The 24,250-nt window shown below is 68.4% G+C and carries 16 protein-coding genes and 1 pseudogene; 10 read left to right on the top strand and 7 right to left on the bottom strand.

All coding sequences use genetic code 11. The features are described 5' to 3' along the window. Window positions 1-190 precede the first annotated feature (190 nt). The 3 genes from malE (AC1G9C_RS17235) to AC1G9C_RS17225 form a co-directional block, all read right to left on the bottom strand. A complete protein-coding gene (gene malE, locus AC1G9C_RS17235; protein WP_480408298.1) occupies window positions 191-1,435 on the bottom strand; it encodes a maltose/maltodextrin ABC transporter substrate-binding protein MalE in 1,245 nt (414 codons plus the stop codon). Between the two features lie 169 nt (window positions 1,436-1,604). Then, a complete protein-coding gene (locus AC1G9C_RS17230; protein ID WP_397496497.1) occupies window positions 1,605-2,528 on the bottom strand; it encodes a MalM family protein in 924 nt (307 codons plus the stop codon). Between the two features lie 209 nt (window positions 2,529-2,737). Next, a complete protein-coding gene (locus AC1G9C_RS17225) occupies window positions 2,738-4,009 on the bottom strand; it encodes a maltoporin (protein ID WP_397496498.1) in 1,272 nt (423 codons plus the stop codon). 363 nt (window positions 4,010-4,372) lie between these two features. On the opposite strand from AC1G9C_RS17225, the gene AC1G9C_RS17220 reads away from it, so the two are divergent. The 4 genes and pseudogenes from AC1G9C_RS17220 to AC1G9C_RS17205 all read left to right on the top strand — a co-directional run bounded on the left by AC1G9C_RS17220 (window position 4,373) and on the right by AC1G9C_RS17205 (window position 8,889). Continuing rightward, window positions 4,373-6,043: a glucan 1,4-alpha-maltotetraohydrolase domain-containing protein gene (locus AC1G9C_RS17220; RefSeq protein ID WP_397496499.1), complete on the top strand. Its 1,671-nt coding sequence runs from the start codon at window positions 4,373-4,375 to the stop codon at window positions 6,041-6,043. A 58-nt stretch (window positions 6,044-6,101) separates the two neighbouring features. Then, a pseudogene (locus AC1G9C_RS17215) lies at window positions 6,102-7,238 on the top strand (hypothetical protein); the annotation flags it as partial. A 198-nt stretch (window positions 7,239-7,436) separates the two neighbouring features. Continuing rightward, the gene (locus AC1G9C_RS17210) at window positions 7,437-8,141 is read left to right on the top strand and encodes a methyl-accepting chemotaxis protein (protein WP_480410420.1); all 705 of its coding nucleotides are present in this window, start codon (window positions 7,437-7,439) and stop codon (window positions 8,139-8,141) included. A gap of 217 nt (window positions 8,142-8,358) precedes the next feature. Beyond that, window positions 8,359-8,889: an REP-associated tyrosine transposase gene (locus tag AC1G9C_RS17205; RefSeq protein ID WP_397496500.1), complete on the top strand. Its 531-nt coding sequence runs from the start codon at window positions 8,359-8,361 to the stop codon at window positions 8,887-8,889. A 284-nt stretch (window positions 8,890-9,173) separates the two neighbouring features. Here AC1G9C_RS17205 and AC1G9C_RS17200 read toward each other — a convergent pair whose 3' ends face one another. Continuing rightward, window positions 9,174-10,253 (bottom strand): protein kinase family protein, encoded by a 1,080-nt coding sequence (locus tag AC1G9C_RS17200; protein WP_397496502.1) that lies wholly within the window; start codon window positions 10,251-10,253, stop codon window positions 9,174-9,176. 56 nt (window positions 10,254-10,309) lie between these two features. Next, complete coding sequence (locus AC1G9C_RS17195; protein WP_397496503.1) at window positions 10,310-12,373, bottom strand: alpha-amylase; 2,064 nt, start codon at window positions 12,371-12,373, stop codon at window positions 10,310-10,312. Between the two features lie 254 nt (window positions 12,374-12,627). Here AC1G9C_RS17195 and malE (AC1G9C_RS17190) point away from each other — a divergent pair, with 254 nt between their 5' ends. The 6 genes from malE (AC1G9C_RS17190) to malK all read left to right on the top strand — a co-directional run bounded on the left by malE (AC1G9C_RS17190) (window position 12,628) and on the right by malK (window position 22,305). After that, window positions 12,628-13,815 (top strand): maltose/maltodextrin ABC transporter substrate-binding protein MalE, encoded by a 1,188-nt coding sequence (malE, locus tag AC1G9C_RS17190; protein ID WP_125881655.1) that lies wholly within the window; start codon window positions 12,628-12,630, stop codon window positions 13,813-13,815. Window positions 13,816-13,916: 101 nt separating this feature from the next. Next, a complete protein-coding gene (gene malF, locus AC1G9C_RS17185) occupies window positions 13,917-15,449 on the top strand; it encodes a maltose ABC transporter permease MalF (RefSeq protein WP_480410419.1) in 1,533 nt (510 codons plus the stop codon). A 10-nt stretch (window positions 15,450-15,459) separates the two neighbouring features. After that, window positions 15,460-16,350, top strand: a complete 891-nt coding sequence (gene malG, locus AC1G9C_RS17180; protein WP_445580682.1) for a maltose ABC transporter permease MalG — start codon at window positions 15,460-15,462, stop codon at window positions 16,348-16,350. A gap of 77 nt (window positions 16,351-16,427) precedes the next feature. After that, complete coding sequence (gene malT / locus AC1G9C_RS17175; RefSeq protein WP_457789851.1) at window positions 16,428-19,172, top strand: HTH-type transcriptional regulator MalT; 2,745 nt, start codon at window positions 16,428-16,430, stop codon at window positions 19,170-19,172. 290 nt (window positions 19,173-19,462) lie between these two features. Beyond that, window positions 19,463-21,091 carry an alpha-glucosidase gene (locus AC1G9C_RS17170; RefSeq protein WP_480408297.1) on the top strand — a complete coding sequence of 543 codons (1,629 nt, stop codon included), beginning with the start codon at window positions 19,463-19,465 and terminating at the stop codon, window positions 21,089-21,091. Between the two features lie 98 nt (window positions 21,092-21,189). Beyond that, the gene (gene malK / locus AC1G9C_RS17165) at window positions 21,190-22,305 is read left to right on the top strand and encodes a maltose/maltodextrin ABC transporter ATP-binding protein MalK (RefSeq protein WP_480408296.1); all 1,116 of its coding nucleotides are present in this window, start codon (window positions 21,190-21,192) and stop codon (window positions 22,303-22,305) included. A gap of 228 nt (window positions 22,306-22,533) precedes the next feature. Here malK and AC1G9C_RS17160 read toward each other — a convergent pair whose 3' ends face one another. Then, window positions 22,534-22,893 carry a RidA family protein gene (locus AC1G9C_RS17160; protein ID WP_480408295.1) on the bottom strand — a complete coding sequence of 120 codons (360 nt, stop codon included), beginning with the start codon at window positions 22,891-22,893 and terminating at the stop codon, window positions 22,534-22,536. A 24-nt stretch (window positions 22,894-22,917) separates the two neighbouring features. Further along, window positions 22,918-24,162, bottom strand: coding sequence for an NAD(P)/FAD-dependent oxidoreductase (locus tag AC1G9C_RS17155; protein WP_480408294.1), 1,245 nt, complete (start codon window positions 24,160-24,162; stop codon window positions 22,918-22,920). Window positions 24,163-24,250 lie beyond the last annotated feature (88 nt).

Raw genomic sequence — 24,250 nt, 5'->3', positions numbered from 1 at the left:
AGTCCTGCCCAACCCGATTCCCGCGAGGAACCTTGCGACGAGCAGCTAAGGCTCTGTTCCGTCCTCACTGACGAGAGTGCGTGTGTTGCTGGGGGCCTGCCGCGGGGCGAAGAGTCGGCGGCGGAGCGGACAAAAAAAGAGCGGCCGAGGCCGCCCGAATTTCCCTGGAGGGGATGGGGAGTGGGGGCGCTCAGGGCGCCCCCGCCGTGGAGTCGGCGAGCGGGTAGTGACGACGGCGCCAGGCCTGCACCTCGCCGGCGGCGCGCAGGCGCTGGGCGATCTGTTCCAGGGTGGCGGCGATCGGCTTCTCGCCCTTGAGCATGGCGCCCAGGCGCGAGGCGAACAGCACCCAGAAGCGCTTCATCTCCGGGATGTCCGGCATGATCTCGCCGCTGGCGGCGGACTCGTAGGTGTGTTCGATCAGCGGGTCGTGGCGCAGCTGGGCCATGACCTCTAGGTTAGCCACCGCCCCCAGCGGCTTGTCGGCGTTGAGGCTGCGCAGGCCCTCGGCGCTGCTCAGGTAGTCCTCGACAAAGCGTCGGGCCTGCGCCTTGTGCGGGCTGTTGGCGTTGATCGCTGCGGCGAGGATGCCGACGAAGGGCCGGCCCTGGCGCGTTTCGTCGATGCCCGGCACGTGGCCGACGGCGAAGTCGAGGCCGGCGTCGCGCAGCTCGTTCCACACCCAGGGACCGTTGACGATCATGGCGATGCGGCCCTGCTTGAAGCCGTCCAGGGCGCTGGCGTAATCGTCGCCGGGCTCCAGCACCCCTTGATCGAGCAGTTGCTTGAGCGCCTCCACGCCGGCGATGGCGCCGGAGGTGGCGACGCCGACATCGGCCAGGTCGTAGATGCCGCCCTGCTTGCGCAGGCTGTAGCCGCCGGCGCCGGCGATGATCGGCCAGGAGAAGTACAGGTTGTTGTAGTCCCAGGCGATGGCGCGCTTGCCCTGGGCGCGCAGGCGCCTGTCCAGCGTGGCGACTTCGGCGAGGGTGCGCGGTGGGCTGGCCAGCAGGCTGCGGTTGTAGATCAGGCTGACCACCTCGGTGGCCAGGGGGTAGCCGAAACGCTGCGCGCCCACGGTCAGCGCTTCCCAGGCGAAGCCGGGGGCGCGCTGCAGGGCTTCTGCGCTGGGCTGCACCGGCGCGAGCAGGCCGTTGTTGATCCAGGAACCGAAGCGGTCGTGGGCGAAGATGACGATATCCGGACCCTTGGCGGTGGCGGCGAGCCTGTCGTACTGGCCGGGCAGGTCATCCGGGGTGGCGACCTTGACCGGCATGCCGCTGTCGGCGGTGTAGCGCTGGCCGATCTCGGCGAGGCCGTTGAAGCCCTTGTCCTGGCCGATCCAGACGGTCAGCACGTTCTTCTCGAAGGCCAGAGCTGGCCAGGGGGTGGTGCACAGCAGAATCAGTGTCGCGAGCCTTATTGTTGTTCTCATCTCGACCTCTGGTTGGGCGGTCGGTCGTCAAGCCTGCCCGCCTCTGTAGGAGCCGCGCCCCGCGGCGAATGCGCGGGACGGCAACCCGGAGCCAGCACAGCTTCGCCCCGGGGTGGGGCTCCTACGGCTGCGGCGGTGGCGCCGGCCAGGTCACCCCGGGACGATCGTTTCAGCGGATCTGGATACGTTCGAGCAGATAGGCCTTGGCGCTGTCGTCGCCGACCCGCGCGGCCTCGTCGGCCAGGCGCAGGGCACGTTCGAGGTCCTTGCTGGCGAGGGCGGCGTCGATGGCCTGGCGGTAGTAGGCCTGGGTCTCGGGCAGTACCGCCGGGGCCGGCACGCTGGGCAGCTGGTTGCCCATCTCGCGGCCGATGCTGAACGGCGGCACGTAGCTGTTGGCCTGCTGGCCGGCGACCTTGTCCTCAATCAGCACCATCTTGATCACACCCACCGGCGCATGCTTGGCCACCGGGTCGGGGATGTTCGGCGCCTCGTTACCGAGGGCACGGGCATAGGCCTTGGCCGGGTGTTCGATGACGGTCCGGCCGCGCATCTGCGCCTCGCTGGTGTAGAGCACCAGGTAATGTTCGTTGCCCGGGTTGTCCAGGTACAGGCGGTCGACGCGCAGGCGCGCGTCCAGGCTGTCGCCCTTGAGGCCGGACGCCGGGGCGTAGACGAAATCCTCGGCGCCGAGCAGGCGCGTGACGCGGAACTGGCTGTCGAGCAGCATGGCGTTGGGCGCCAGCACCGTGTCGCCGGCCTGGCTGTACAGGCGGATCTCGAACGACTTGCTGGCGGCCGGCAGCTGGAAGGCGCGGAAATAGCTCTTGCCGCTGTCGAAGGCGAAGGCGGGCGCGCCAGTGTCGATGCGCACCTCGCCGCTGAAGTTCACCGGGATCGGCTGGTAGGGCAGCTCGCGCAGCGAGGTGCAGCAGGACGGGGCGGCGGCCAGGGCCTGTTCGGCGTTGCCGGCCGAGGTCTGCAGGGGGGCGGGGCTGGCGCTCAGGGCGTCGATGCGCCGCAGCGGTTCGCTGGCGCAGCCGGTCAATAGCAGGGTGAGCAGCGCGAGGCTGGCGATCTTGAACGGTGGCATGGGTTATTCCTCTTATTAGTCTGGAAGTCGCGCAGCGACGCCCTCCTTGATGCCCTTCTCCCCCTGGGAGAAGGTGGCGCGAAGCGCCGGATGAGGGCAGCGGGCACGCTAGGTAAAAGGCCCCGGCCTATTGCAGAACCGGGGCAAGGACCACAGGAGCAGCGTTACGGAATTTGCCAGTCATCCGGATGCAACGGATGACTGAGCGCTTACCACCAGGCTTCGGCCTGGACGCCAAAGGTGAGGCCGTCGTCGTCGCCGGCATCGATGGATTCGCTGGCGGCGTTGTACTTGCCGCCGTCCCACATGGCGTAGGTGGCGAACACGCGGATCTGCGGGCGTGCCCAGAAGCTGCGGCCGGCCGACCATTGCTGGGCCAGGGTGATCTTCTTCAGATCGCGGGATTCCTCGCCATCGGCCTGCGGGTCGATATGGTCGTAGCCGAACTCCAGCGCGGTGCTCATGGTGTTGCTCCACTTGTACACCGGGCGCACGCCGAACGACGCCCAGGTCTGCCCGGAGTCGTTGTCGAAGTCCTTATCTTCGTAGATCTGCACGTACATCATCTCGATGTCGTCGGTCAGGCCGACCACGCCCTGGTTGACCAGGCGGAACATCTTGCCGTCGCTGTTGCCGGTGCTGTTGCGCCCGGTGCTGCCGATGATGCCGTCGGTGCCGTACTGCAGGGCGAGCTTGTTGAAGCCGCCGAACCAGTTGCCCTGGATGTGTTGCGCGGTGAGCAGATGACCCTTCTGGTCGGTGTAGCCGGGATCGTCCTTCTGCTCCTCGGTGAGGTTGGCCTTGCCGTAGTCGTAGCCGAATTCCAGCTTGCCGTCGGTGTTGAAGTCGATATCGGTCAGGCGCAGGTCGAGGGTGTCGTTGGCCACGTTGGTGCCAGTGCCGGTGCCGTTGTAGACCCACTCGCCATCGGTGTTGCGCATCCAGGCCACGTGCGCCTTGGCGAAGCCCAGGTCGATGTCCTCGATGCCGGCGCCGGGGCCGGAAACGTCCCAGTAGTAGTAGTCGTTGATGTGCACGTCGTTGCGCTTGTAGTAGCGCTTGCCGGCCCACAGGGTGGCGCCGGGCAGGGCGGGCAGGAAGTTCTTGGCCTGCACGTTGAACTGGCGGATCGAGCTGGTGCCGTTGGCGTAGGGGTTGCCGTCGCTGTCGGTGGCTTCCCAGTCGTTCGCCTGATCCGACTTGTAGGCGATCATGCTGTCGATATAGAAGCTCTGATCGCCTTCCTTCCACGCCTCGTGACCGAGACCGATCTCGGCATAGGTCTCGCACTCGTTGCCGAGGCGATACTTGGCCGGCGCGCCGGCGGCCTGGAAGCAGGCCTGGTCGCCGCCGCCGGCGGTGGCGCCGATGCCGGAGCGCATGTAGCCATGGAAGTCCACGGCCAGGGCCGGGGTGGCCAGCAGCATGGCGGCGAACAGGGCGCTGGGACGCAGCAGCTGGGCGGGTTGCTTGGTGTTCATCGTGGGTCCTTCTTTCTTGTTGGATTCGGTGTCGGACTGACTGGGCGCGACAGGGCAGGCAGTCGGCCCGGTGGCGCTGCGGGCAAGAGTCGGGCAAGGCAAGGCGCCACCACATCCTCCCCGGGGCGCTTTTTTCGAGGTGGAGCGGCAGGGCGTAGCGAAGCGGCGGGGGTATGGCTGGCAGGCGGAATTTCTACGCCTGTGCCCTACGCCTGCAGAAAGTGCGCGGGGGAGGTTTGGTGGTGCGGCCAGGCGCGGCAGGCTGCCGTGATCGGGTCGCCCGCGCGGTGCTCCGATCAGTCCATCCGGGGGCTGTCCCCCGTAGTCGGATGCTCACAACAATGACAAGAACGGAGCTTCAAGATGAACCGATACCTGCGAATGGCCGGCCTGGTGCTGGCCATGGCCCCGCTCGCCTACCCCTGGGGCAACCTGGTCAGGGCGGCGGACGCGCCGGGCAAGAGCGCCAGCGGCGTGCGCTACCACGGCGGTGACGAAGTCATCCTCCAGGGCTTTCACTGGAACACGGTGCGTACCACCTCCAGCAACTGGTACGCGACCCTGTCCAGCATGGCGCCGACCCTGGCCGCCGATGGTTTCAGCGCGATCTGGATGCCGGTGCCCTGGCGCGACTTCTCCAGCTGGAGCGACCCCAACAACGGCACCTCGGGCGGCGGCGAAGGCTACTTCTGGCACGACTTCAACAAGAACGGCCGCTACGGCAGCGACAGCCTGCTCAAGCAGGCCGCCAATGCGCTGAACGCCGCCGGGGTCAAGCCGATCTACGACGTGGTGCCCAACCACATGAACCGCGGCTACCCGGACAAGGAAATCAACCTGCCGGCCGGCCAGGGGCTGTGGCGCCACGACTGCAATGACCCGGGCAACTACGCCAACGACTGCGACGACGGCGACCGCTTCATGGGCGGCGACGCCGACCTCAATACCGGCCACCCGCAGAACCAGGCGATGTTCCGCGACGAGTTCGCCAACCTGCGCAGCCAGTACGGCGCCGGCGGTTTTCGCTTCGACTTCGTCCGCGGCTATGCCGGTGAGCGGGTCGACGGCTGGATGAGCGATGCCCACGACAACGGCTTCTGCCTCGGCGAGCTGTGGAAGGCGCCGGGCGAATACCCGAGCTGGGACTGGCGCAACGGCGCCAGCTGGCAGCAGATCCTCAAGGACTGGTCGGATCGGGCCAAGTGCACCATCTTCGACTTCGCCCTCAAGGAGCGCATGCAGAACGGCGGCATAGCCGACTGGCGCCACGGCCTCAACGGCAATCCCGATGCGCGCTGGCGCGAGGTGGCGGTGACCTTCGTCGACAACCACGACACCGGCTACTCGCCCGGCCCCAACGGCGGCCAGCACCACTGGCCGCTGCCGGATCATCGCCTCAAGCAGGCCTACGCCTACATCCTCAGCAGCCCCGGCACGCCGGTGGTGTACTGGCCGCACATGTACGACTGGGGCCATGGCGACTTCATCCGCCAGCTGATCCAGATTCGCCGCGCGGCCGGGGTCAAGGCCGCCTCAGCGATCCAGTTCCATGAGGGCTTCTCCGGCCTGGTGGCGACGGTCAGCGGCAGCCAGCAGCAGCTGCTGATCGCCCTGGACTCCAACCTGTCCTCGCCCGGCCAGGTGGCCAGCGGCGACTTCACCCAGGCGCTCAACGCCGACAACGGTGCGATCCGTATCTGGCGCAGCGGCCAGGGTGACGATGAAGAGCAGGGCGAGCTGGTCAGCGTCAACTTCCGCTGCGACAACGGCGTGACCCAGTGGGGCGACAGCGTCTATGCGGTGGGTAACGTCGCCCAGCTGGGCAACTGGAGCGCGGCCAGCGCGGTGCGCCTGAGCGACACCAGCGCCTACCCGACCTGGAAGGGCAGCATCGCCCTGCCGGCCGGCCAGCAGGTGGAGTGGAAATGCATCATCCGTAACGAGAGCGACCCGACCCAGGTCAAGACCTGGCAGCCGGGAGGCAACAATAGCCTGACGGTTACGGCCGGGGCCACCACCAGCGGCGGCTTCTGAGTCTGCCGGGCCGCCGCGCCGTTCCCGGCGGCCCGGTCTCTATCGACAGGAGAGATCGATGTTGTCCCCTCTTGTAAACCGGCTGACCGCCTTCGAGGTCGGCTTCCTGCCGCGGCTGTACCTGCTGATCGCGGCGCTGGCCCTGCTGCTGGTGCTGCTCGGCGGCAGCAGCCTGAGCGCCATCGGCGAGCTGCAGGGCTCGGGCGAACGCATCGCCCACAGCGCCGCGCGGCTGCAGGCCAGCCAGAGCTTCTTCAGTGCCCTGCAGGGCCTGACCCAGAACCTGTCCGATGCCCTCGGCGCCGAACGCGCCGAGGAGCTCGAGGCCTTCGCCACCGCGCATGGGCAGCATGCCGAACGGGTCGACGCCCGCCTGGACGTCATGCGGACCCTGGGGAACGGCGCCGAACAGGCCGAGCTGGTGCGGCTGGGGCAGTTGCTGCCGCAGCTGGACGCGCAGAGCCGCGAACTGCTGGAGGCGCAGCGCCAGGTGCTGGCGCGGGTCGAGCGCACCGCGGTGACGCTGCGCAACCTGCAGCTGCAACTGTCGCGCTTCAAGCAGGACCTGCTCAGGGTGCAGGCGGTCACCAAGGACGACTACGTCGCCTACTCGCTCAAGCAGTTCATCATTCCGCTGGAGCAGGTCGAGGCACTGGTCTTCGACGCGGTCGGCAGCGCCTCGCCGCAGCGCCTGCAGCAGGCCGAGGCCAAGGTCAGGGAACGCCTGCCCAATCTACATGACAAGCTGGGGCGGGTGCTGGACGACCTACTGCCCCACCAGGACAGTCGCACCGACTATGTGCATACCTATCGGGGTGAGTTCGCCGAGATCGAGCGCAACCTGCTGCTCGACGGCCAGGGCGCGCTGGCCCAGTACGCCGGCTGGCTCGCCGACAAGCAGGCTAACCAGGAGCGCAAGCGCCAGCTGCAGGCGTTGCAGGCGCAGGTGGGCGAGCAGGTCGGGCAACTGATCGAGGCGAGCGAGCGCGACGCCCGGGCGCAGCTCGAACAGGCGCGCCTGACCTATCGGCGCGGCTTCGATCGCCTGCTGTGGCTGGCCGCGCTGTCGCTCGGCATCGCCCTGAGCATGGGCGTTTGGCTCAGCCGCACCATGCGCCGGGCGCTGGGCGCGGTGTCCGGCGCGCTGAACCGGTTGGCCGAGGGCGATCTGCGCGGCCGCTGCGATTACCAGCGGGCAGACGAGTTCGGCCGGGTCGCAGCGGACGTCAATCGGGTCGCCGGCAACCTGCGCGACGCCCTGGCGCAGCTGGGCCGCGCCGCCGACCAGCAGGACGCCATCGCCCGTGGCAATGCCGATTCCTGCGCCGACGCGCGCCAGGGCCTGGATCGGCAGCGCTCGAGCATCGGTGCGCTGGCCGCCAGCCTGACCCAGATGGAATCGAGCTTCGCCGAGGTGGCGGTGCATGCCGAGCAGACCGCGCGGCGGGTCGACAGCGTCGGCGCCTGCGTCGACAGCGGCAGCCAGATCATGGCCGGCACCATCCGCAGCACCCAGGCGCTGGCGCAGCAGCTGCAGGGCAGCGTGGCCGAGATCGCCGAGGTCGAGGCCGGCGGGCAGCGCATCGGCCAGATCCTCGCGGTGATCCGCAGCATCGCCGAGCAGACCAACCTGCTGGCCCTCAACGCGGCCATCGAGGCGGCGCGTGCCGGCGAGCAGGGCCGCGGCTTCGCCGTGGTCGCCGACGAGGTGCGTAGCCTGGCCTTGCGCACGGCCAGCTCCACCGGCGAGATCCAGTCGCATATCGACGGTCTGCTGCAGGGCATCCAGGCGGCGGTACAGTCGCTGGAGCTGAGCCGCCAGCACATGCAGGCCAACCTGGCCCAGGTCGGCGAGGCCGATCAGGCGATGCAGCGGATCCACGAGCAGGTCGGCGCCATCGCCGGCATGTCGCGGCAGATCAGCCAGGCCACCGCCCAGCAGCGCCTGGCTGCCGAAGACGTGACGCGCAGCATGCACGACATCCACGCGGTGGCCGAGGACAACATGCAGCGCATCGTCGGTATCACCGAGAGCAGCGAGCGCCAGGCGGCCATGGTGGCCGAGCAGCAGGCGCTGTGCGCCCGCTACCTGACCTGAGCGATCGGTGCCTGCTGCGCGAAGGCGTGTATCCGGCGGATTGGGGCGGTGCCGGGGACAACGATAAGGGCGGGTTCGGCGACTGACCGCGCAAGCCGCGGTGCGCACGGTGCACCCTACGAAATGCAGCACCGTGCCGAGCGTGGCGATCCCGGTAGGCGGCGCTGCGCGCACCGGAGGCTATCCTGTACAGGCAATCAGCGCCAGGAGACAGGGAATGTCCGACTACCGCCGTGCCCGGGAGCAGGGCGCCTGCTATTTCCTCACCCAGGTCAGCCACCAGCGTCGGCCGCTGCTCACCGAGGCGCCGCTGCGCGCGGCTTTGCGCGGGGCCATCGAGCAGGTGCGCCAGCGTTATCCCTTTGCCATTCACGGCTGGGTGCTGCTGCCCGATCACCTGCACTGCCTGTGGCAACTGCCACCGGGCGATGCCGACTTTGCCCTGCGCTGGTCGATGATCAAGCGCCTGACCAGCCAGGCCCTGCCGCAAGCCGATGGTGTCAGCCTGAGCCGGCGTCTGCGCCGCGAGGCGGGGCTGTGGCAAAGGCGCTTCTGGGAACACCGCATCCGCGACGAGCAGGACCTCAGTAGGCACCTGGATTACCTGCACTGGAATCCGGTGCGCCATGGCCTGGTGCGGCAGGTGGCGGATTGGCCCTGGTCGAGCTTCCACCGCCTGGTGCGCGAAGGCGTGTACCCGGCGGATTGGGGCGGGGTGGCGGAGGATGAGGGGGCGTTCGGCGAGTGACCGCGCAAGCTCGGTGCGCACGGCGCACCCGATGGTGCCGATACGCCGATATGTAGCTCTGCGGATATGGTGCGGCGAGCCCTAGGGTGCGCCGTGCGCACCAGGGATAAACGCCGATCTGCCAGGCCGGCGCCTATTCCCGATCCGGTCGGGTTGTCGCCGCTGGATGGGGTATGCAGAAAGAGCCACCGAGGCCGCGGTGCGCCGCGGCGCACCCTAAGAGCACGGCAGGCTTTTGTAGGGGGCGCGCGGGGCCGCCTAGGTTGTGCGCACCAACCCTCTGCCTATTCACCAACCTGCCACTCATGCGCCTGCTGCAGCGCCTGTTCCAGCTCGGCGCGCCAGGCGTCCGGGGTGCGCCCGGCGAGCAGTTCCAGGCGCTGCAGCTGGGCGCCGCACTCGTGCAGGCATTGCTGCAGCCAGTCGATGCGCTGCAGGGTCAGCGGCGTGCAGGTCTGGCCGCCGAGGTCGTCCTCCAGATCGCTCAGGTGCGAGCGCCAGGCCTCGCGCAGGTACAGGCCGTCGAGGCCGCCGCCCAGCGCGTCCTGCCACTGGTCGATGATGCGTTGCAGCCAGGCCAGTACCGTGGCGCTGGCGCCGCGTCCAGCCAGATGGCTGCGCAGGCGCCGGTAGCACTCCAGGGCGATGCGCTTTTCCAGTTCCAGCGCGGCCAGCGCGGCGCTCTGTCCGCGCTCGCGTTCCAGGTGCAGCAGGTGGGCGTAGTAGCAGCGCGTTTCGAAGCGTTCGGCGGCGTGGCACTGCGGGGTCAGCTGGCCGTTGCTGTTGAAGCTGTGCAGCGGCTCGAAGCGGTACATATAGCCGAAGTCGAACAGGCGGATGCGGCCGTCGTCGAGCAGGTTGCCGGGGCACAGGTCCCACTCGAAGAAGCCCAGCTGCAGCAGCGCCAGCAGCGTATCGAACAGCTGCAGCAGGCGCCGCTCGTCCCATTCGCCGATCGCCTCGCCGGCGATCCAGGGCGACAGCAGCAGGCCCTGGCGGTAGCTGGCGTAACGCGTCTCGACGATGCCGGCCAGGGCCTCGCCCCAGGCCGGCTGCTGTTTCAAGGCCTGCAGCTCTGCGCGGCGCTGCACCTCGTTGAGAAAGGAGGTCTGGCCGTCGGGGTTGCGCACCTTGCACGGGTTGCGCGCGCGCTTGAGCGTCCACAGCTGGCCGCCGGCCTCCAGCTGGTAGACCTCGGCGGTCAGGCCACCGGAGAAATGGCGACGTACCCAGGGGCTGGCGGGGCGGGTGGCCAGCAGGTGTTCGAGGGGCAGCGGGCAACCGGCGAGCGAGCCCACCTCCAGTTCGGCGCGGCTGGCGGCGAAGGCCAGTTGGCTTTGGCGGCGTTGTTGTTCGGGTGTCATATCGGGTCCTGTTGGTGAGCACAGCACACCCTACGGGTTGGCGTTGGCATATGCGCTTATCGCCCTTGCACTATCACCACCCGGTCTTTGCCCAGGGTGCGAGCGAAGGCGTAGGGCTGGGTGGACAGCTGCTGGTGGCGGCCGGCGCCGATGGCCGGGTGGCGCGCGCGGAACTGGCCGAGCAGGCGCCAGTGCGCCAGCAGTTCGGCGATGGGCGCCTGCTGCTGGGCGTCCCAGTTCATCGACGAGCGCGTGCCCTGGTGCGGGTCCGAACCCGTGGGCCCGAGCGGGCGCGCGCTTTCGTCGCCGTAGTAGATCTGCACCGCGCCGGGTGCCAGCAGCAGGGCTCCGGCCAGGCCGCGCTGGCGCGCCAGTTGATGGCCCTGGTCGGCGAAGAACAGCGAGGTGTCGTGGGACGAGGCGTAGCTCATGAAGTTGTGCCGCGCGTCGTTGGCCAGCAGCTCGGCGTAGTCGCGGTAGCCGTCCTCGATCTGGCGCAGGCACTCGCTGCCCCTGGCGGCCAGCTCGCCCTGGAAGTCGAAGTTGATCAGCGCGTCGAAGCCGTGGTCCTGGTAAACGCTGGCCTGCGGGCCGTGGCCGAACACCTCGCCGACCATCCAGAACGGGCTGCCGCTCATGGGATCATCGGGGTTGGCCGCCGACCACTCGGCGCGCGCCTTGTCGGCTGCCTGGCGCAGCGCCGCCCAGCTCTCCAGTTCGACGTGCTTGACGGTATCGGCACGAAAGCCGTCGACGCCGAATTCGCGCACCCAGAAGCTCAGCCATTCCACCAGATAGTCGCGCACCCGGTAGCCCTCGCGTGGCACGGCGCGGGTGTCGGCCTTGCGCAGCAGGAAGGGCGGCAGGGACACCGGCTGCTGACTCTCGGTCTTGAAGTCGGGGAGGAAGGCCAGCGAGCCTTGGCGCGGGTCGACCAGCACGCTGGGCGGGCTGTCATAGTCGGCGATGTCGGCGCGTACCCAGTCCTTGCCCCACCACTGGCGCCAGGCGTCGTGCTGGTAGTCGATCAGGTTGTGGTAGGCGTGCAGGTTCTCGAAGCTCTCCGGCTGCCAGTCGCTCCAGCGCGGCGGCAGGTACTGCTGCATGCCGCCGCGCAGCGCGCCGAAGCCGAGCGCCTGCATGTCGGCCAGGGTCGAATAGCCGGGGTGGTTGAGCACCACGTCGAACAGCACGCGGATGCCGCGGGCGTGAGCCTGGGCGATCAGCTCGCGCAGCTCGTCTTCCGTCCCCATGTTGGCGTCCAGGCGGGTGAAGTCCAGGGCGTAGTAACCGTGGTAGGCGTAATGGCGAAAGTCGCCCTTGTCACCGCCGCCGACCCAGCCATGGATCTGCTCGAAGGGCGCGCTGATCCACAGTGCGTTGACCCCCAGCTGCTGCAGGTAGTCGAGCTTGCCGGTCAGGCCGCGCAGGTCGCCGCCATGGAAGGTACCGATCTCCTGCTCGCCGTCGGGCTGGCGCCCGTAGCTGCGGTCGTTGCCGGTATCGCCATTGGCGAAGCGGTCGGTGATAGCGAAATACACCGTGGCATTGCGCCAGTCGTGGGCGGGCGCTGGCGCCGGCTCGGTTGGCTCGAGCAGGAGCAGGCCGTCGCTATGCGCCGCCGGGGTCAGCTCGATACGGCCGTTTTCCACCGTGGCCAACTGGCCGCTGTAGGCATCGCGCAGCACCTCGCCATCGGCGAATACCTGGCCGACCGCGACGCTCAGCGCCTCGCCCTGCCAGGTGCGGCAGGTGCTGCGCGGCGCCTGCTCGCGCAGCGGCAGCAGGCGCAGATGGGGCTGGGCGTCTTCCTGAAACAGCAGGCGATAGCGGCCGGGCTCGCCGATCTGCAGGCTGAGTGAGCTGCCCGCGTGCCAGTCCTGACGCTGGTACAAGGCCAGCGGCTGGGCGCTGCCGCTGGCATTGGGCGCCTGCAGACGCAACTGGCCGGCGCTCAGTTCCAGCTCGACGCTGTAGCGCTGCGGCGCGGAGTTATTCCATTGCAGCGGCACTGGCCGTTGATCCAGCCAGGCCTGCAGCTGCGGCTCGGCGCTGGCAAACTGGCAGAGCAGGGCGCAGGCCAGGGTGGTGAGCGAAGTAGGCAACGAAGGGCGGCGCATGGGGTTCTCCCGCAACTGGCGAGCCTCCAGTACACCCGCACCACGCCGCCTGCAACAGGCGCAGAAGGGGCAGGGGTGCATACTTTTTTCAGGGAGGCGCTGGCAGACTACGCCCCCGCTTCTACGCCCTCGAGAGCGCGACCGGGGAGGATGTGGCGCTTGCCCTTTCGGTCGAGGATGACCGGGCTGGCAGAGCGCTCACCGGCTCGCCGCGGTTGTGGATCAAAAACAAGAAGCCACGAGGACAACAAGACATGAACAAGACGCTGCTCAGCGCAGTCGCCATCGGCCTCGCCGCCACCCTGAGCCATTCCCTGCCGGCCCAGGCCGCCATCGAGGAGGGCAAGCTGGTCATCTGGATCAACGGCGACAAGGGTTACAAGGGTCTGGCCAAGGTCGGCGAGCGCTTCACCGCCGACACCGGCATCGCCGTCGAGGTGGCCCATCCGGACAGTGCCACCGACAAGTTCCAGCAGGCCGCCGCCACCGGCAACGGCCCGGACATCTTCATCTGGGCCCACGACCGCCTCGGCGAATGGGCGCAGAGCGGGCTGATCTCGCCGATCACCCCCAGCGCCAAGGTCCAGGGCGAGATCGAGGACTTCGCCTGGGAGGCGGTGACCTACGGCGGCAAGCTGTGGGGCTACCCGATGGCGGTCGAGGCCATCGGCCTGCTCTACAACAAGGCGCTGGTGCCGACCCCGCCGGCCAGCTTCGACGAGGTGCTGGCGCTCAACGCCGAGCTGGCCAAGTCCGGCAAGCGCGCCATCCTCTGGGACTACAACAACACCTACTTCACCTGGCCGCTGCTGGCCGCCAACGGCGGCTATGCCTTCGCCGCCGCCGAGGGCGGCTACGACACCAGTCGCACCGGGGTCAACAACGCCGGCGCCAAGCAGGGCGCGCAGACCCTCAAGGCGCTGATCGACGCCGGGGTGATGCCCAAGGGCGCCGACTACAGCGTCGCCGAGGCCGCCTTCAACAAGGGCGAGTCGGCCATGTTCATCAGCGGCCCCTGGGCCTGGGCCAACGCCAAGAAGAGCGGCATCGATTTCGGCGTGGCGCCGATTCCCGCGGTCGGCGACGCGCCGAGCCGGCCCTTCAGCGGGGTGATGGCCGCCGCGCTGAACGCCGCCAGCCCCAACCAGGCGCTGGCCGTGGAGTTCCTCGAGAACTACCTGCTGCAGGTCGAGGGGCTCAAGACCGTGAGCGCCGACGTGCCGCTCGGCGCCGTGCCGAACAAGGCCTATATGGCCGAGCTGGCCAGCGACCCGTTGATCAAGGCCACCTTCGACAACGCCCAGCTCGGCCAGCCGATGCCCAACGTGCCGGAGATGGGCGCCTTCTGGTCGGCCATGGCGCCGGCGCTGAGCAACATCACCTCCGGTCGGCAGACCGTGGACGCCGCGCTGGACGACGCCGCCAAGCGCATCGCCAAGTGAAATCCGGCCGCCGTCGACGCCTGGCGTCGCGGCGGCCCCGCTCCGAGGCTATAAACCTGATGTCCGTCGTCAATCTTTCCGCCGCCGTGGCCAGTACGCCCATGAAACTGTTTTCCCTGCCATCCCTGCGTGCCGGCCTGCGTTGGAGCCTGTGGGGCCTGTTCAACGCCCTGGCGCTGTACCTGGTGCTGGCGCTCTACGCCCAGCAGCAGCTGGCCTTCGCCCTGCTCGGGCTGGTGGTCACCGGCATCGCCAGCTACGTGTTCATCAGCCGCCGCGCCTACGCCCATCGCTATATCTACCCGGCGCTGGCGGGCATGCTGGTGTTCGTCATCTTTCCGCTGCTGTACACCGTGGGCATCGGCTTCACCAACTACAGCGGCAGCAATCTGCTGAGCTTCGAGCAGGTGCAGCGCTATCACCTGCGCCAGACCTACCTGGCCGGCGAGCGCTACGCCTTCAGCCTGCACCGCGATGAGGCCGGCGAGCTGCGTTTGCGCGTCGACAAGGGCGAGCGCGGCGCGTTCGTCTCGCCGCCTCTCGTTGGGGATGCGACCGGCGACGCGGCCGGCGAGCCGCTGGCGCTCAGGGCCGAACGCGAACCCGGCGAGCTGGGCGAGGCACTGGCGCTGCGCGAGGTGATCCAGCGCCGCGCCGAGCTCGAGCAGTGGGTGCTGCGCGGCAGCGACGGCGAGCTGCTGCGTCTGTACGGCCTGCGCGAGGTGGCGGCGGTCAAGCCGCTGTACCGCCTGCTGGAAAACGGCGACCTGCTCAACACGCGTAGCAACGAGCGCCTGGAGCCCGACCATACCACCGGCTTCTACCTCGACAGCCACGGCAACCAGGTGGCGCCGGGCTTCACCGTGTTTGCCGGCACCAGCAACTTCACCCGGGTACTGACCGACCCGAGCATCCGCGGCCCGTTCCTCGAGATCTTCGTCTGGACCGTGGCCTTCGCCGGCCTCACCGTGCTCTTCACCCTGGCCGTCGGCCTGGTCCTGGCCAGCCTGCTGCAGTGGGATCTGGTGCGCGGCAAGGCGTTCTACCGGCTGATGCTGATCCTGCCCTACGCGGTGCCGGCCTTTATCTCCATCCTGGTGTTCCGCGGCCTGTTCAACCAGAACTTCGGTGAGATCAACCTGTTGCTCAACGGCCTGTTCGGCATCCGCCCGGACTGGTTCAGCGACCCGACCCTGGCCCGCTCGATGATCCTGATGGTCAACACCTGGCTGGGTTACCCCTACATGCTGCTGCTGTGCATGGGCCTGCTGCAGGCCATTCCGCGCGACCTCTACGAGGCCTCGGCGATGGATGGCGCCACGCCCCTGGACAACTTGCTGAAGATCACCCTGCCGCTTCTGATCAAGCCGCTGGCGCCGCTTTTGATCGCCAGCTTCGCCTTCAACTTCAACAACTTCGTGCTGATCACCCTGCTGACCCGCGGCGGCCCGGACATCATCGGCGCCACCACCCCGGCCGGCACCACCGATCTGCTGGTGAGCTACACCTACCGCATCGCCTTCCAGGATTCCGGGCAGAACTTCGCCCTGGCGGCGGCCATCGCCACGCTGATCTTCCTGGTGGTGGGCGCGCTGGCCTGGCTCAACCTGAAACTGTCGAAAGTCAAAGTCTGAGGAACCCGCCATGGCGATGGTGCAACCGAAATCCGTGAAATACCGCCTGTGGCTGACCCATGCCGGTCTGCTCGGCTTCATCGCGCTGATCGTCTTCCCGCTGCTGATGGTGGTGTCGATCAGCTTCCGCGACGGCAACTTCGCCACCGGCAGCTTGCTGCCGGACAACCCGACCCTGGAGCACTGGTCGCTGGCCCTCGGCATCCCCTACCAGCATGCCGACGGCACGCTGACCCAGCCGCCGTTCCCGGTGCTGACCTGGCTGTGGAACTCGGTGAAGATCGCCTTCATCAGCTCGGCGCTGATCCTGCTGCTGTCGACCACCAGCGCCTATGCCTTCGCCCGCCTGCGCTTCGCCGGCAAGGGGCCGATCCTCAAGGGCATGCTGATCTTCCAGATGTTCCCGCCGGTGCTGTCGCTGGTGGCCATCTACGCCCTGTTCGACCAGCTTGGCAAGCACGCCGGCTGGCTCGGAGTGAACAGCCACGGCGCGGTGATCGTCGCCTCGCTCGGCGGCATGGCCCTGCATATCTGGACCATCAAGGGCTACTTCGAGAGCATCGACGCCTCGCTGGAGGAGGCCGCTATCGTCGATGGCGCCACCACCTGGCAGGCCTTCGTGCACATCCTGCTGCCGATGAGCGTGCCGATCCTCGCCGTGGTGTTCATCCTCGCCTTCATCACCAGCATCACCGAGTACCCCATCGCCTCGGTGCTGCTGCTGGACGTGGACAAGCTGACCCTGTCGGTCGGCGCCCAGCAGTACCTGTACGAGCAGAACTACCTGTGGGGCGACTTCGCCGCCGCCGCGGTGCTCTCCGGCCTGCCGATCACCGCGGTGTTCCTCTATTGCCAGAAGTGGATAGTCGGCGGCCTGACCGCGGGGGGCGTGAAGGGGTAGGGTGGTGGAACCCGCCGCCCCGATACCGATGTAAGATTCGCCATAGCCCGGACAACTACAAATAACGGGAGAGGATCATGACCACAGCGGCGCGTCCGCCCCTGCCCCTGATACCGGCCAAGCTCGCTGCGCCGGCGCTGCATCCCGGCCTGCTGCCGCGGCCGCGCTTCGACGAGTGGCTGCAGCGCCTGCCGCAGGTGCGCCTGGCCGTGCTGCAGGCGCCCAGCGGCTTCGGCAAGACCGTGCTGGCCAGCCAGTGGGCGGCGGCCTTTGCCGGCGCCGTGGCCTGGCTCAACCTCGACGGCAACGACAACAGCCCGCGGCAGTTCGGCCGCTATCTGCTCAACGCCCTGCATCGCCAGCTCGACGGCGGCTGCCCGCAGTGCGTCGGCCGCGCCGAGCAGGGCGACGACGGCCTCGACGGCCTGCTCACCCGCCTGCTCGCCGAGCTGCCGGCCGAGCATGCGCCGCTGTTGCTGGTGCTCGACGAGTTCGAGGTGCTGCGCAACCGCGAGGTGATCGCCGCGCTGCGCTTCTTTCTGCGCAACGCCCCCGACTGGCTGACCCTGCTGGTGTGCAGCCGCGGCCTGCCGGACCTCGGCGTCGCCGAGTTGCGGGTCAAGCGCCAGCTGCTGGCGCTGGATGCCGGCCAGCTGGCCTTCGAGCTGGACGAGGTACAGGCGCTGCTGGAGCTGGGCCTGCGGATCGAGGTAAACCGCGAGCAGGTCGAGCGCCTCAACCGGCGCATCGGCGGTTGGCCCTGCGCCCTGCAGCTGACCCTGCAGGAGGTACAGACCGGGCGCGGCATGGACCTGTTCCTCGAGGCGCTGCAGCTCGGTCACCCCTATATCCGCGACTATTTCCGTGAGCAGGTGCTCTATGGCCTGGACGGCGCCACCCAGGATTTCCTCCAGTCCACCTGCCTGCTGGAGCGCTTCAGTGCGGCGCTGGCCGACCGTCTGACCGACAGCTGCAACGGCCGCGAGATGCTCGAAACCCTGGAACGCAGCGGCCTGTTTATCCAGGCGGTGGACCCGCTGCGCCAGTGGTTCGCCTACCACCCGCTGTTCGCCAGCTTCCTGCGCAACGAGCTGTCCACCCACCAGCCGCAGCGCGTCGCCGAACTGCACCTGCGCGCCGCCGAGGCGCTGCTGGAGGAGAAGATGGCCGAGGAGGCGGCGCGCCATGCATTGCTGGCGCGCGACCCGCAGCGGGTGGCGCAGATCCTCGAGGCCCATGGCCGGCATTTCTACCGCCAGGGCCGCCTGGAACTGCTGCAGCGCTGCCTGGCCGTGCTGCCGGAGAGCCGTGTGGCCGAATCCCCGCTGTTCACCCTGCTGCAGGCCTGGGCCTCGCAGAACCAGTATCAGAGCGATCAGGTCGAGCGCTGGCTGCAGGCCGGCGAGGCGGTGCAACGCGAGCAGTTCAGCGCCGAACAGTGGCAGCGCATCGAGGCCGACTACCAGGCGGTACGCGCTCAGGTGGCGATCAACCAGGGCGACCAGCAGCGCGCCATGGCCTTCGCCCGCCAGGCGCTGGCCTTCGAGCCGCTGACCATGCGCACCTCCAAGGTGGCGGCGATGTCGGTGCTGGCCGAGGCGCACTTCGTCCAGGGCGAGCTGGCCAAGGCCCAGCAGCAGCACGAGGAGACCGTGCGCCGTGCGCAGCAGATCAACGCCTCGCACCCGGTGCTGTGGAGCCTCGGCCAGCTGTCGGAGATCGCCGTGGCCCAGGGCCACCTGCAGAAGGCCTACAACCTGCAGGAGCGGGCGCTGCAGTACATCGAGCAGGAGCAGTTGCCGATCACCCCGATCATGGAATTCATCCACCGCGTGCGCGGCCAGGTGCTGCTCGAATGGCACCACCTGGATGCGGCCGAGCAGTGCGCCCTGCAGGGCCTGGAGATACTCGACACGGTGGGCGACCACTGGTTCCTGCAGTGCTACGTGCTGCTCGCCCGCGTCGCCCACGCGCGGGGCCAGCAGAGCCAGTGCGCCGACTACATCGGCCGGCTGAAGAGCCTGCTGGCCGGCGACGACTACCACATCGACTGGCAGGCCAACGCCCACGCGGCGATGCTCGCCTACTGGGACTCGACCCAGGACAAGGACAGCATCCGCCAGTGGCTTTCCACCGCGCCGCCGCTCAAGCCCGGGGCCAACCACTTCGCCCAGGGCAACGCGCGCAACCACGTGCGCGCCTACCTGGCATTGAACCAGGGCGAGCGTGCGCTGCCGATCCTGCGCCAGTTGCAGCTAGACGCCGAGCGCCATCAGCTGGTGATGGACCAGAACCGCAACCATATCCTCCAGGCGCTGGCCTACTGGCAACGCGAGGAGCGCCAGAGCAGCCTCGACCACCTGCACCAGGCGCTGACCCTGGCCAGCGGCACCGGCGCCATCGGCAGCTTTCTCAGCCTGGGCAAGCCGCTGATCGCCATGCTCAAGGCGCTGCAGCTCGAGCGCCGGCTCGACGAGCTGGAGCAGCAGCGCGCAGAACGCCTGATCCAGCTGGCCCAGCAGCAGCGCGACTTCAGCCGGGCGATCCGCATCACCCTGGATGAGGCGGTGATTCAGGACATCATCAACCGTCCCGACGTGCCCGAGCTGATCCGCCATTCGCCGCTGACCCGGCGCGAATGGCAGGTGCTCAGCCTAATCCACGCCGGGCTGTCCAACGAGCAGATTTCCGAGCACCTCAACGTCGCCCCGACCACCATCAAGACGCATATCCGCAGCCTCTACCAGAAGCTCGCCATCACCCAGCGCAGCGAGGCGGTGCAGCTGGCGCGCAGCCTGCTGAGCAAGATTCAGGGCGAGTAGGGGAGAGCCGATACCCCGACCTCGCAGGGTGTCGCGGGGCCGCCTAGGCCGTGCGCACCGATGCATTTCCCAGGATCGCCGTCGTGCGTGTCGTTCCTCCCAGTAAGCGCGGATTGGTGCGCACAGCGCACCCTACGGTTCGCCCCCGCGCCCGCGGTGTCCATCCCGAAAACTCCTCCCCCTTGCCGGCCGAAAGCTACGCCGGCGAAAACCCCGCCGGGGAGGATGTGGCAGCGATCACCCTTGCCTAGAGTGGTAAGCACACCACGAACAACAAAAGGCTTTGCTGTATGGCTGTTATCCGCAAGGAATGGTGGCGCGGCGGCGTCATCTACCAGGTCTACCCGCGCAGTTTCCTCGACAGCAACGACGACGGCGTCGGCGATCTGCCCGGCGTGCTGGCCAAGCTGGACTACATCGCCAGCCTCAACGTCGACGCCATCTGGCTGTCGCCCTTCTTCACCTCGCCGATGAAGGACTTCGGTTACGACGTCTCCGACTACCGCGGCGTCGACCCGCTGTTCGGCACCCTCGACGACTTCCGCGCGCTGGTGGCGGCCGCCCACGAGCGCGGCCTGCGCATCATCATCGACCAGGTGCTCAACCACTGCTCCGACCAGCATCCCTGGTTCGCGGAGAGCCGCAGCAGCCGTACCAACCCCAGGGCGGACTGGTTCGTCTGGGCCGAGCCGAACCCGGACGGCACGCCGCCGAACAACTGGCTGTCGGTGTTCGGCGGCTCGGCCTGGAGCTGGGACGGCCGGCGCAAGCAGTACTACCTGCACAACTTCCTGGCCAGCCAGCCCGACCTCAACTTCCACTGCGCGGCGGTGCAGCAACAGCTGCTCGACGACATGCAGTTCTGGCTGGAACTGGGCGTCGACGGCTTCCGCCTGGACGCCGCCAACTTCTACTTCCACGACCAGGCGCTGCGCAGCAACCCGCCGAATCCGGACATCCGCGAGGGCGGCATCGGTGTGCGCGCCGACAACCCCTACGCCTACCAGCGTCACCTGTACGACAAGACCCAGCCGCAGAACCTCGACTTCCTGCGCCGCCTGCGTGCGCTGCTGGAGCGCTACCCCGGCACCGCCACGGTGGCGGAGATCGGCTGCGACGACTCGCTGCGCACCATGGCTGCCTACACCAGCGGCGGCGACACCCTGCACATGGCCTATTCCTTCGACCTGCTCACCGCCCAGTGCAGCCCGGCCTTTATCCGCCACACCATCGAGAGCATCGAGCGCGAACTCAGCGACGGCTGGCCCTGCTGGTCGGTAGGCAACCACGACGTGGTGCGGGTGATGAGCCGCTGGGCCCTGGCCGGCGAGGAGAGCCCGGCGCGCGGTCGTCTGCTGATGGCGCTGCTGCTGTCGCTGCGCGGCAGCGTGTGTTTGTACCAGGGCGAGGAGCTGGGCCTGCCCGAGGCCGAGCTGGCCTTTGATGACCTGGTCGACCCCTACGGCATCCGCTTCTGGCCCGAGTTCAAGGGCCGCGACGGTTGCCGCACGCCGATGCCCTGGAGCCGCGACGGCGCCCACGCCGGCTTCTCCAGTGAGCGGCCCTGGCTGCCGCTGGACGAACGCCACCGCGCCCTGGCGGTGGACGTGCAGGAGGCCGACGCGGCCTCGATGCTCAACACCTACCGGCGCTTCCTCGCCTGGCGCCAGGAGCAGCCGCTGCTGATCGAGGGCGAGATCCAGGTGCGCCACCACGACGAGGACCTGCTGGTGTTCGAGCGACGCCTGGGCGAGCAGGCCTGGCTGTGCCTGTTCAACCTCGGCGCCCGCGAGCGGCGTTACGACCTGCCGCTGATGGTCGAGCCGCTGGATGCGGTGCCGGCCAGCACTGCCGAGTTCCTCGGCAGCTGGGTACACTTGCCGGCCCACGGCTTCGGCTTCGCCCGCCTGCTGGGCTAGGGCCCCTGCGTTTGCAGGAGCCCCGGCTCCTGCAGGTTTATCAAGCTTTCCGGCCGGGCCGAGTCCATCGCTGCCCGGCCCCGTTCGAGAGGCATCCCATGGCCAGCCTTACCCTGCGCAACATCTGCAAGCACTACGACGGCACCGCCATCACCCGCAACATCGACCTGGACATCGCCGACGGCGAGTTCGTGGTCTTCGTCGGCCCCTCCGGCTGCGGCAAGTCCACCCTGCTGCGGCTGATCGCCGGGCTGGAGGAGATCAGCTCCGGCGAGCTGCTGATCGACGGTCAGCGGGTCAACGAGCTGCCGCCGATGGAGCGCTCGGTGGGCATGGTGTTCCAGTCCTATGCCCTCTACCCGCACATGACGGTGGCGGAGAACATGGCCTTCGGCCTCAAGCTGGCCAAGGTGGGCAAGGCGCAGATCCGCAGCAAGGTGGAGGAGGTCTCGCGCATCCTGCAGCTCGATGCGCTGCTCGAACGCAAGCCCAAGGACCTCTCCGGCGGCCAGCGCCAGCGCGTGGCCATCGGCCGCACCCTGGTGCGCGAGCCCAAGGTGTTTTTGTTCGACGAGCCGCTGTCGAACCTCGACGCCTTCCTGCGCGTGCAGATGCGCATCGAGATCTCGCGCCTGCACCAGCGCCTCAAGGCCACCATGGTCTACGTCACCCACGACCAGGTCGAAGCCATGACCATGGCCGACAAGATCGTCGTGCTCGAAGCCGGGCGCATCGCCCAGGTCGGCGCGCCGCTGGAGCTCTACCACTACCCGCGCAACCGCTTCGTCGCCGGCTTCCTCGGCTCGCCGCAGATGAACTTCCTCCAGGTGCGCGCGCTCAGCGCCAGCCGCGAGGCGGTGGAGATCGAACTGCCCGGCGGCTACCGCATGCAGGTGCTGGTCGACGGCACCGGCGTCGAGCCCGGCGAGCAGCTGACCCTGGGCGTGCGCCCGGAGCACTTCGTCGCGAGTGAGCAGGCCGACTTCGCCTTCTACGGGCAGATCAGCGTGGCCGAGCGCCTGGGCGATCACAACCTGATCTACCTGAGCCTGGAAGGGGTGGAGCACATCATCACCCTGCGCAGCGACGGCGACCGCCGCGTGGCGGTGGGCGAGACCTTCGCCGCCGGACTGATGGCCAACAAGTGCCACCTGTTCCGCGCCGACGGCCAGGCCTGCCCGCGGCATTACCGCGAGCCGGCGATCTACGGCTAAGGCTGCGCGGCGCAGCTTCTCTGAAGGCGCCGCGCCGGCGGCGAATGGCGGCAGGGGAGGGGCTCCTGCAGGTTCCGGTCGTTTGCCGGGAATGCTGCTGCACCTTCCGGCGTGGCGGTAGCTGGTGGATGAAAAGAGCGTCATCCACCCTAGGGGTAAGCTCTCAGGACCCCTGCATCCGCGGCGTGGTGACCGGCGTGTGCAGGCCCTCCCGCGTCAGAGCATTGTTCAAGCCGGTACGCGCGCGATCGCCGCGGTAGCGATCAGTTCGACCTTCAACCCCGGCGCGGCCAGACGCGCTTCACCGCAAGCGCGTACCGGCGCATGCCCGGCGGCCACCCAGGCATCCCAGACGGCATTCATCGCGTCGAAATCGGCGATGTCGGCCAGCCAGACGATCACCTGAAGCAGGTCTTCACGCCTGCAGCCGACCTCGCCCAGCAGCGCCTCCACGCGGGCCAGCGCCTCGCGGGTCTGCTCCTCGACAGTGCCGCCCGCGTTGCCGACCTGGCCGGCCAGGTAGACGGTGTCACCATGGATGACGATTTGACTCATACGGGAGCCGGTGTGATAGCGCTGGATCGACATGAGCAGATTCCCTTGGCAGTGAACTTAGAAGCGGCTCACCGAACAGGCGGCGAACCAGTCGGGCTGGCGACCGGACAGGCAGTCGGCCACCAGGCGCCCGGTCACCCCACCCAGCGTCAATCCCAGGTGTTGATGGCCGAAGGCGTAGATCAGCCGCGGTTCGCGCGGCGAAGGACCGAGGACCGGCAGCGAGTCCGGCAACGACGGGCGAAAGCCCAGCCAGGTGCGCGCCACCTCGTCCTCCAGACCGAGTACACGGCGCACCCGCTCCTCGATGTAGCGCAGCCGCTGCGCATTGGCCGGATCGTGCAGCGAGCCCAGTTCCACGGTACCGGCGGCCCGCAGGCGGCCGCGTAGCGGCGTCATGTAGAAGGCGCTTTCGACCGGACAGGTCGGCCGCGTCAGCAGCGGTCGCTGCAGATCGAACTCGATGTGGTAGCCACGCTCGGTGTCCAGCGGTATGCGATCGCCGACCTGGCGTGCCAGCCCTGTCGACCAGGCACCGCCGGCCAGTACCACGTGCTCGGCCAACAGCTCGCGACCGTCGGCGCAGCGCAGCTGCAGGCCTCCCGGGCGCCGCTGCAGCGCCACCACTTCGGCGTGGCGCAGCCGCCCCTCGTGCAGCAGCGGCGTGGCGAGGGCCTCGATGAAAGCCTGCGGGTCTTCCAGGTGACTCGAGCCGGGAAACAGGATGCCGCCCACGCTATGCCCGGCCATTACCGGTTCCAGTGCCGCTACCTCGTCGGCGTCGAGTACCTGCTGGACGATGCCGAGGCGCTCGCGCAACTCGATATCGCTACGAGCGGCGCGCAGGTTGCCTGCCTGCCCGTAGGCATACAGACAGCCGCGGCGCCGGATCAGCGCGGCGGCGGCCGGTGCGTCGTCCAGCAACGGTGCATAGTCGTCATAGGTGCGCTGCAGCAGGCTCGCCAGCACCTCGGCATTGGCGCGAAAGCGGCTGGCGTTGCACTGGCCGAGAAAGCGCATCAGCCACGGCAGCAGACGTGGCAGACGGGCCCAATTGACCACGAAGGGCGAATCGGAGGAGAACAGCAGACGCGGCAGATTGCTCCAGATCTCCGGTCGGGCGATGGGCGTGCAGCCATAGTCGGCCAGCGTGCCGGCGTTGCCGTAGGAGGCGCCGGCCGCTATGGCATCGCGCTCGAGCAGCAGCACCTCATGGCCCAGCCGGCGCAGCCAGAGCGCGCAGGACACTCCCACCACGCCGGCGCCAATTACCGCCACTTCCGTTCGTTCGAATCCGCTCATGACTTGCTCGTCTAGATGATGGCTGACATGCCCGGCGCCCCCGCCACAGATCGACGCTCGTGGCGGCCTTGCGACCAGCACAGGCACA

The organism is Pseudomonas sp. ABa2 (genome assembly GCF_056676075.1).
This window is presented reverse-complemented; position numbering and strand designations above follow the sequence as displayed.

What these genes read in the sequence shown, in the direction of transcription:
- malE (WP_480408298.1), bottom strand. Translation starts at nt 1,435, where the DNA reads ATGAGAACAACAATAAGGCTCGCGACACTGATTCTGCTGTGCACCACC.
- AC1G9C_RS17230 (WP_397496497.1), bottom strand. Translation starts at nt 2,528, where the DNA reads ATGCCACCGTTCAAGATCGCCAGCCTCGCGCTGCTCACCCTGCTATTG.
- AC1G9C_RS17225 (WP_397496498.1), bottom strand. Translation starts at nt 4,009, where the DNA reads ATGAACACCAAGCAACCCGCCCAGCTGCTGCGTCCCAGCGCCCTGTTC.
- AC1G9C_RS17220 (WP_397496499.1), top strand. Translation starts at nt 4,373, where the DNA reads ATGAACCGATACCTGCGAATGGCCGGCCTGGTGCTGGCCATGGCCCCG.
- AC1G9C_RS17210 (WP_480410420.1), top strand. Translation starts at nt 7,437, where the DNA reads ATGGAATCGAGCTTCGCCGAGGTGGCGGTGCATGCCGAGCAGACCGCG.
- AC1G9C_RS17205 (WP_397496500.1), top strand. Translation starts at nt 8,359, where the DNA reads ATGTCCGACTACCGCCGTGCCCGGGAGCAGGGCGCCTGCTATTTCCTC.
- AC1G9C_RS17200 (WP_397496502.1), bottom strand. Translation starts at nt 10,253, where the DNA reads ATGACACCCGAACAACAACGCCGCCAAAGCCAACTGGCCTTCGCCGCC.
- AC1G9C_RS17195 (WP_397496503.1), bottom strand. Translation starts at nt 12,373, where the DNA reads ATGCGCCGCCCTTCGTTGCCTACTTCGCTCACCACCCTGGCCTGCGCC.
- malE (WP_125881655.1), top strand. Translation starts at nt 12,628, where the DNA reads ATGAACAAGACGCTGCTCAGCGCAGTCGCCATCGGCCTCGCCGCCACC.
- malF (WP_480410419.1), top strand. Translation starts at nt 13,917, where the DNA reads ATGAAACTGTTTTCCCTGCCATCCCTGCGTGCCGGCCTGCGTTGGAGC.
- malG (WP_445580682.1), top strand. Translation starts at nt 15,460, where the DNA reads ATGGCGATGGTGCAACCGAAATCCGTGAAATACCGCCTGTGGCTGACC.
- malT (WP_457789851.1), top strand. Translation starts at nt 16,428, where the DNA reads ATGACCACAGCGGCGCGTCCGCCCCTGCCCCTGATACCGGCCAAGCTC.
- AC1G9C_RS17170 (WP_480408297.1), top strand. Translation starts at nt 19,463, where the DNA reads ATGGCTGTTATCCGCAAGGAATGGTGGCGCGGCGGCGTCATCTACCAG.
- malK (WP_480408296.1), top strand. Translation starts at nt 21,190, where the DNA reads ATGGCCAGCCTTACCCTGCGCAACATCTGCAAGCACTACGACGGCACC.
- AC1G9C_RS17160 (WP_480408295.1), bottom strand. Translation starts at nt 22,893, where the DNA reads ATGTCGATCCAGCGCTATCACACCGGCTCCCGTATGAGTCAAATCGTC.
- AC1G9C_RS17155 (WP_480408294.1), bottom strand. Translation starts at nt 24,162, where the DNA reads ATGAGCGGATTCGAACGAACGGAAGTGGCGGTAATTGGCGCCGGCGTG.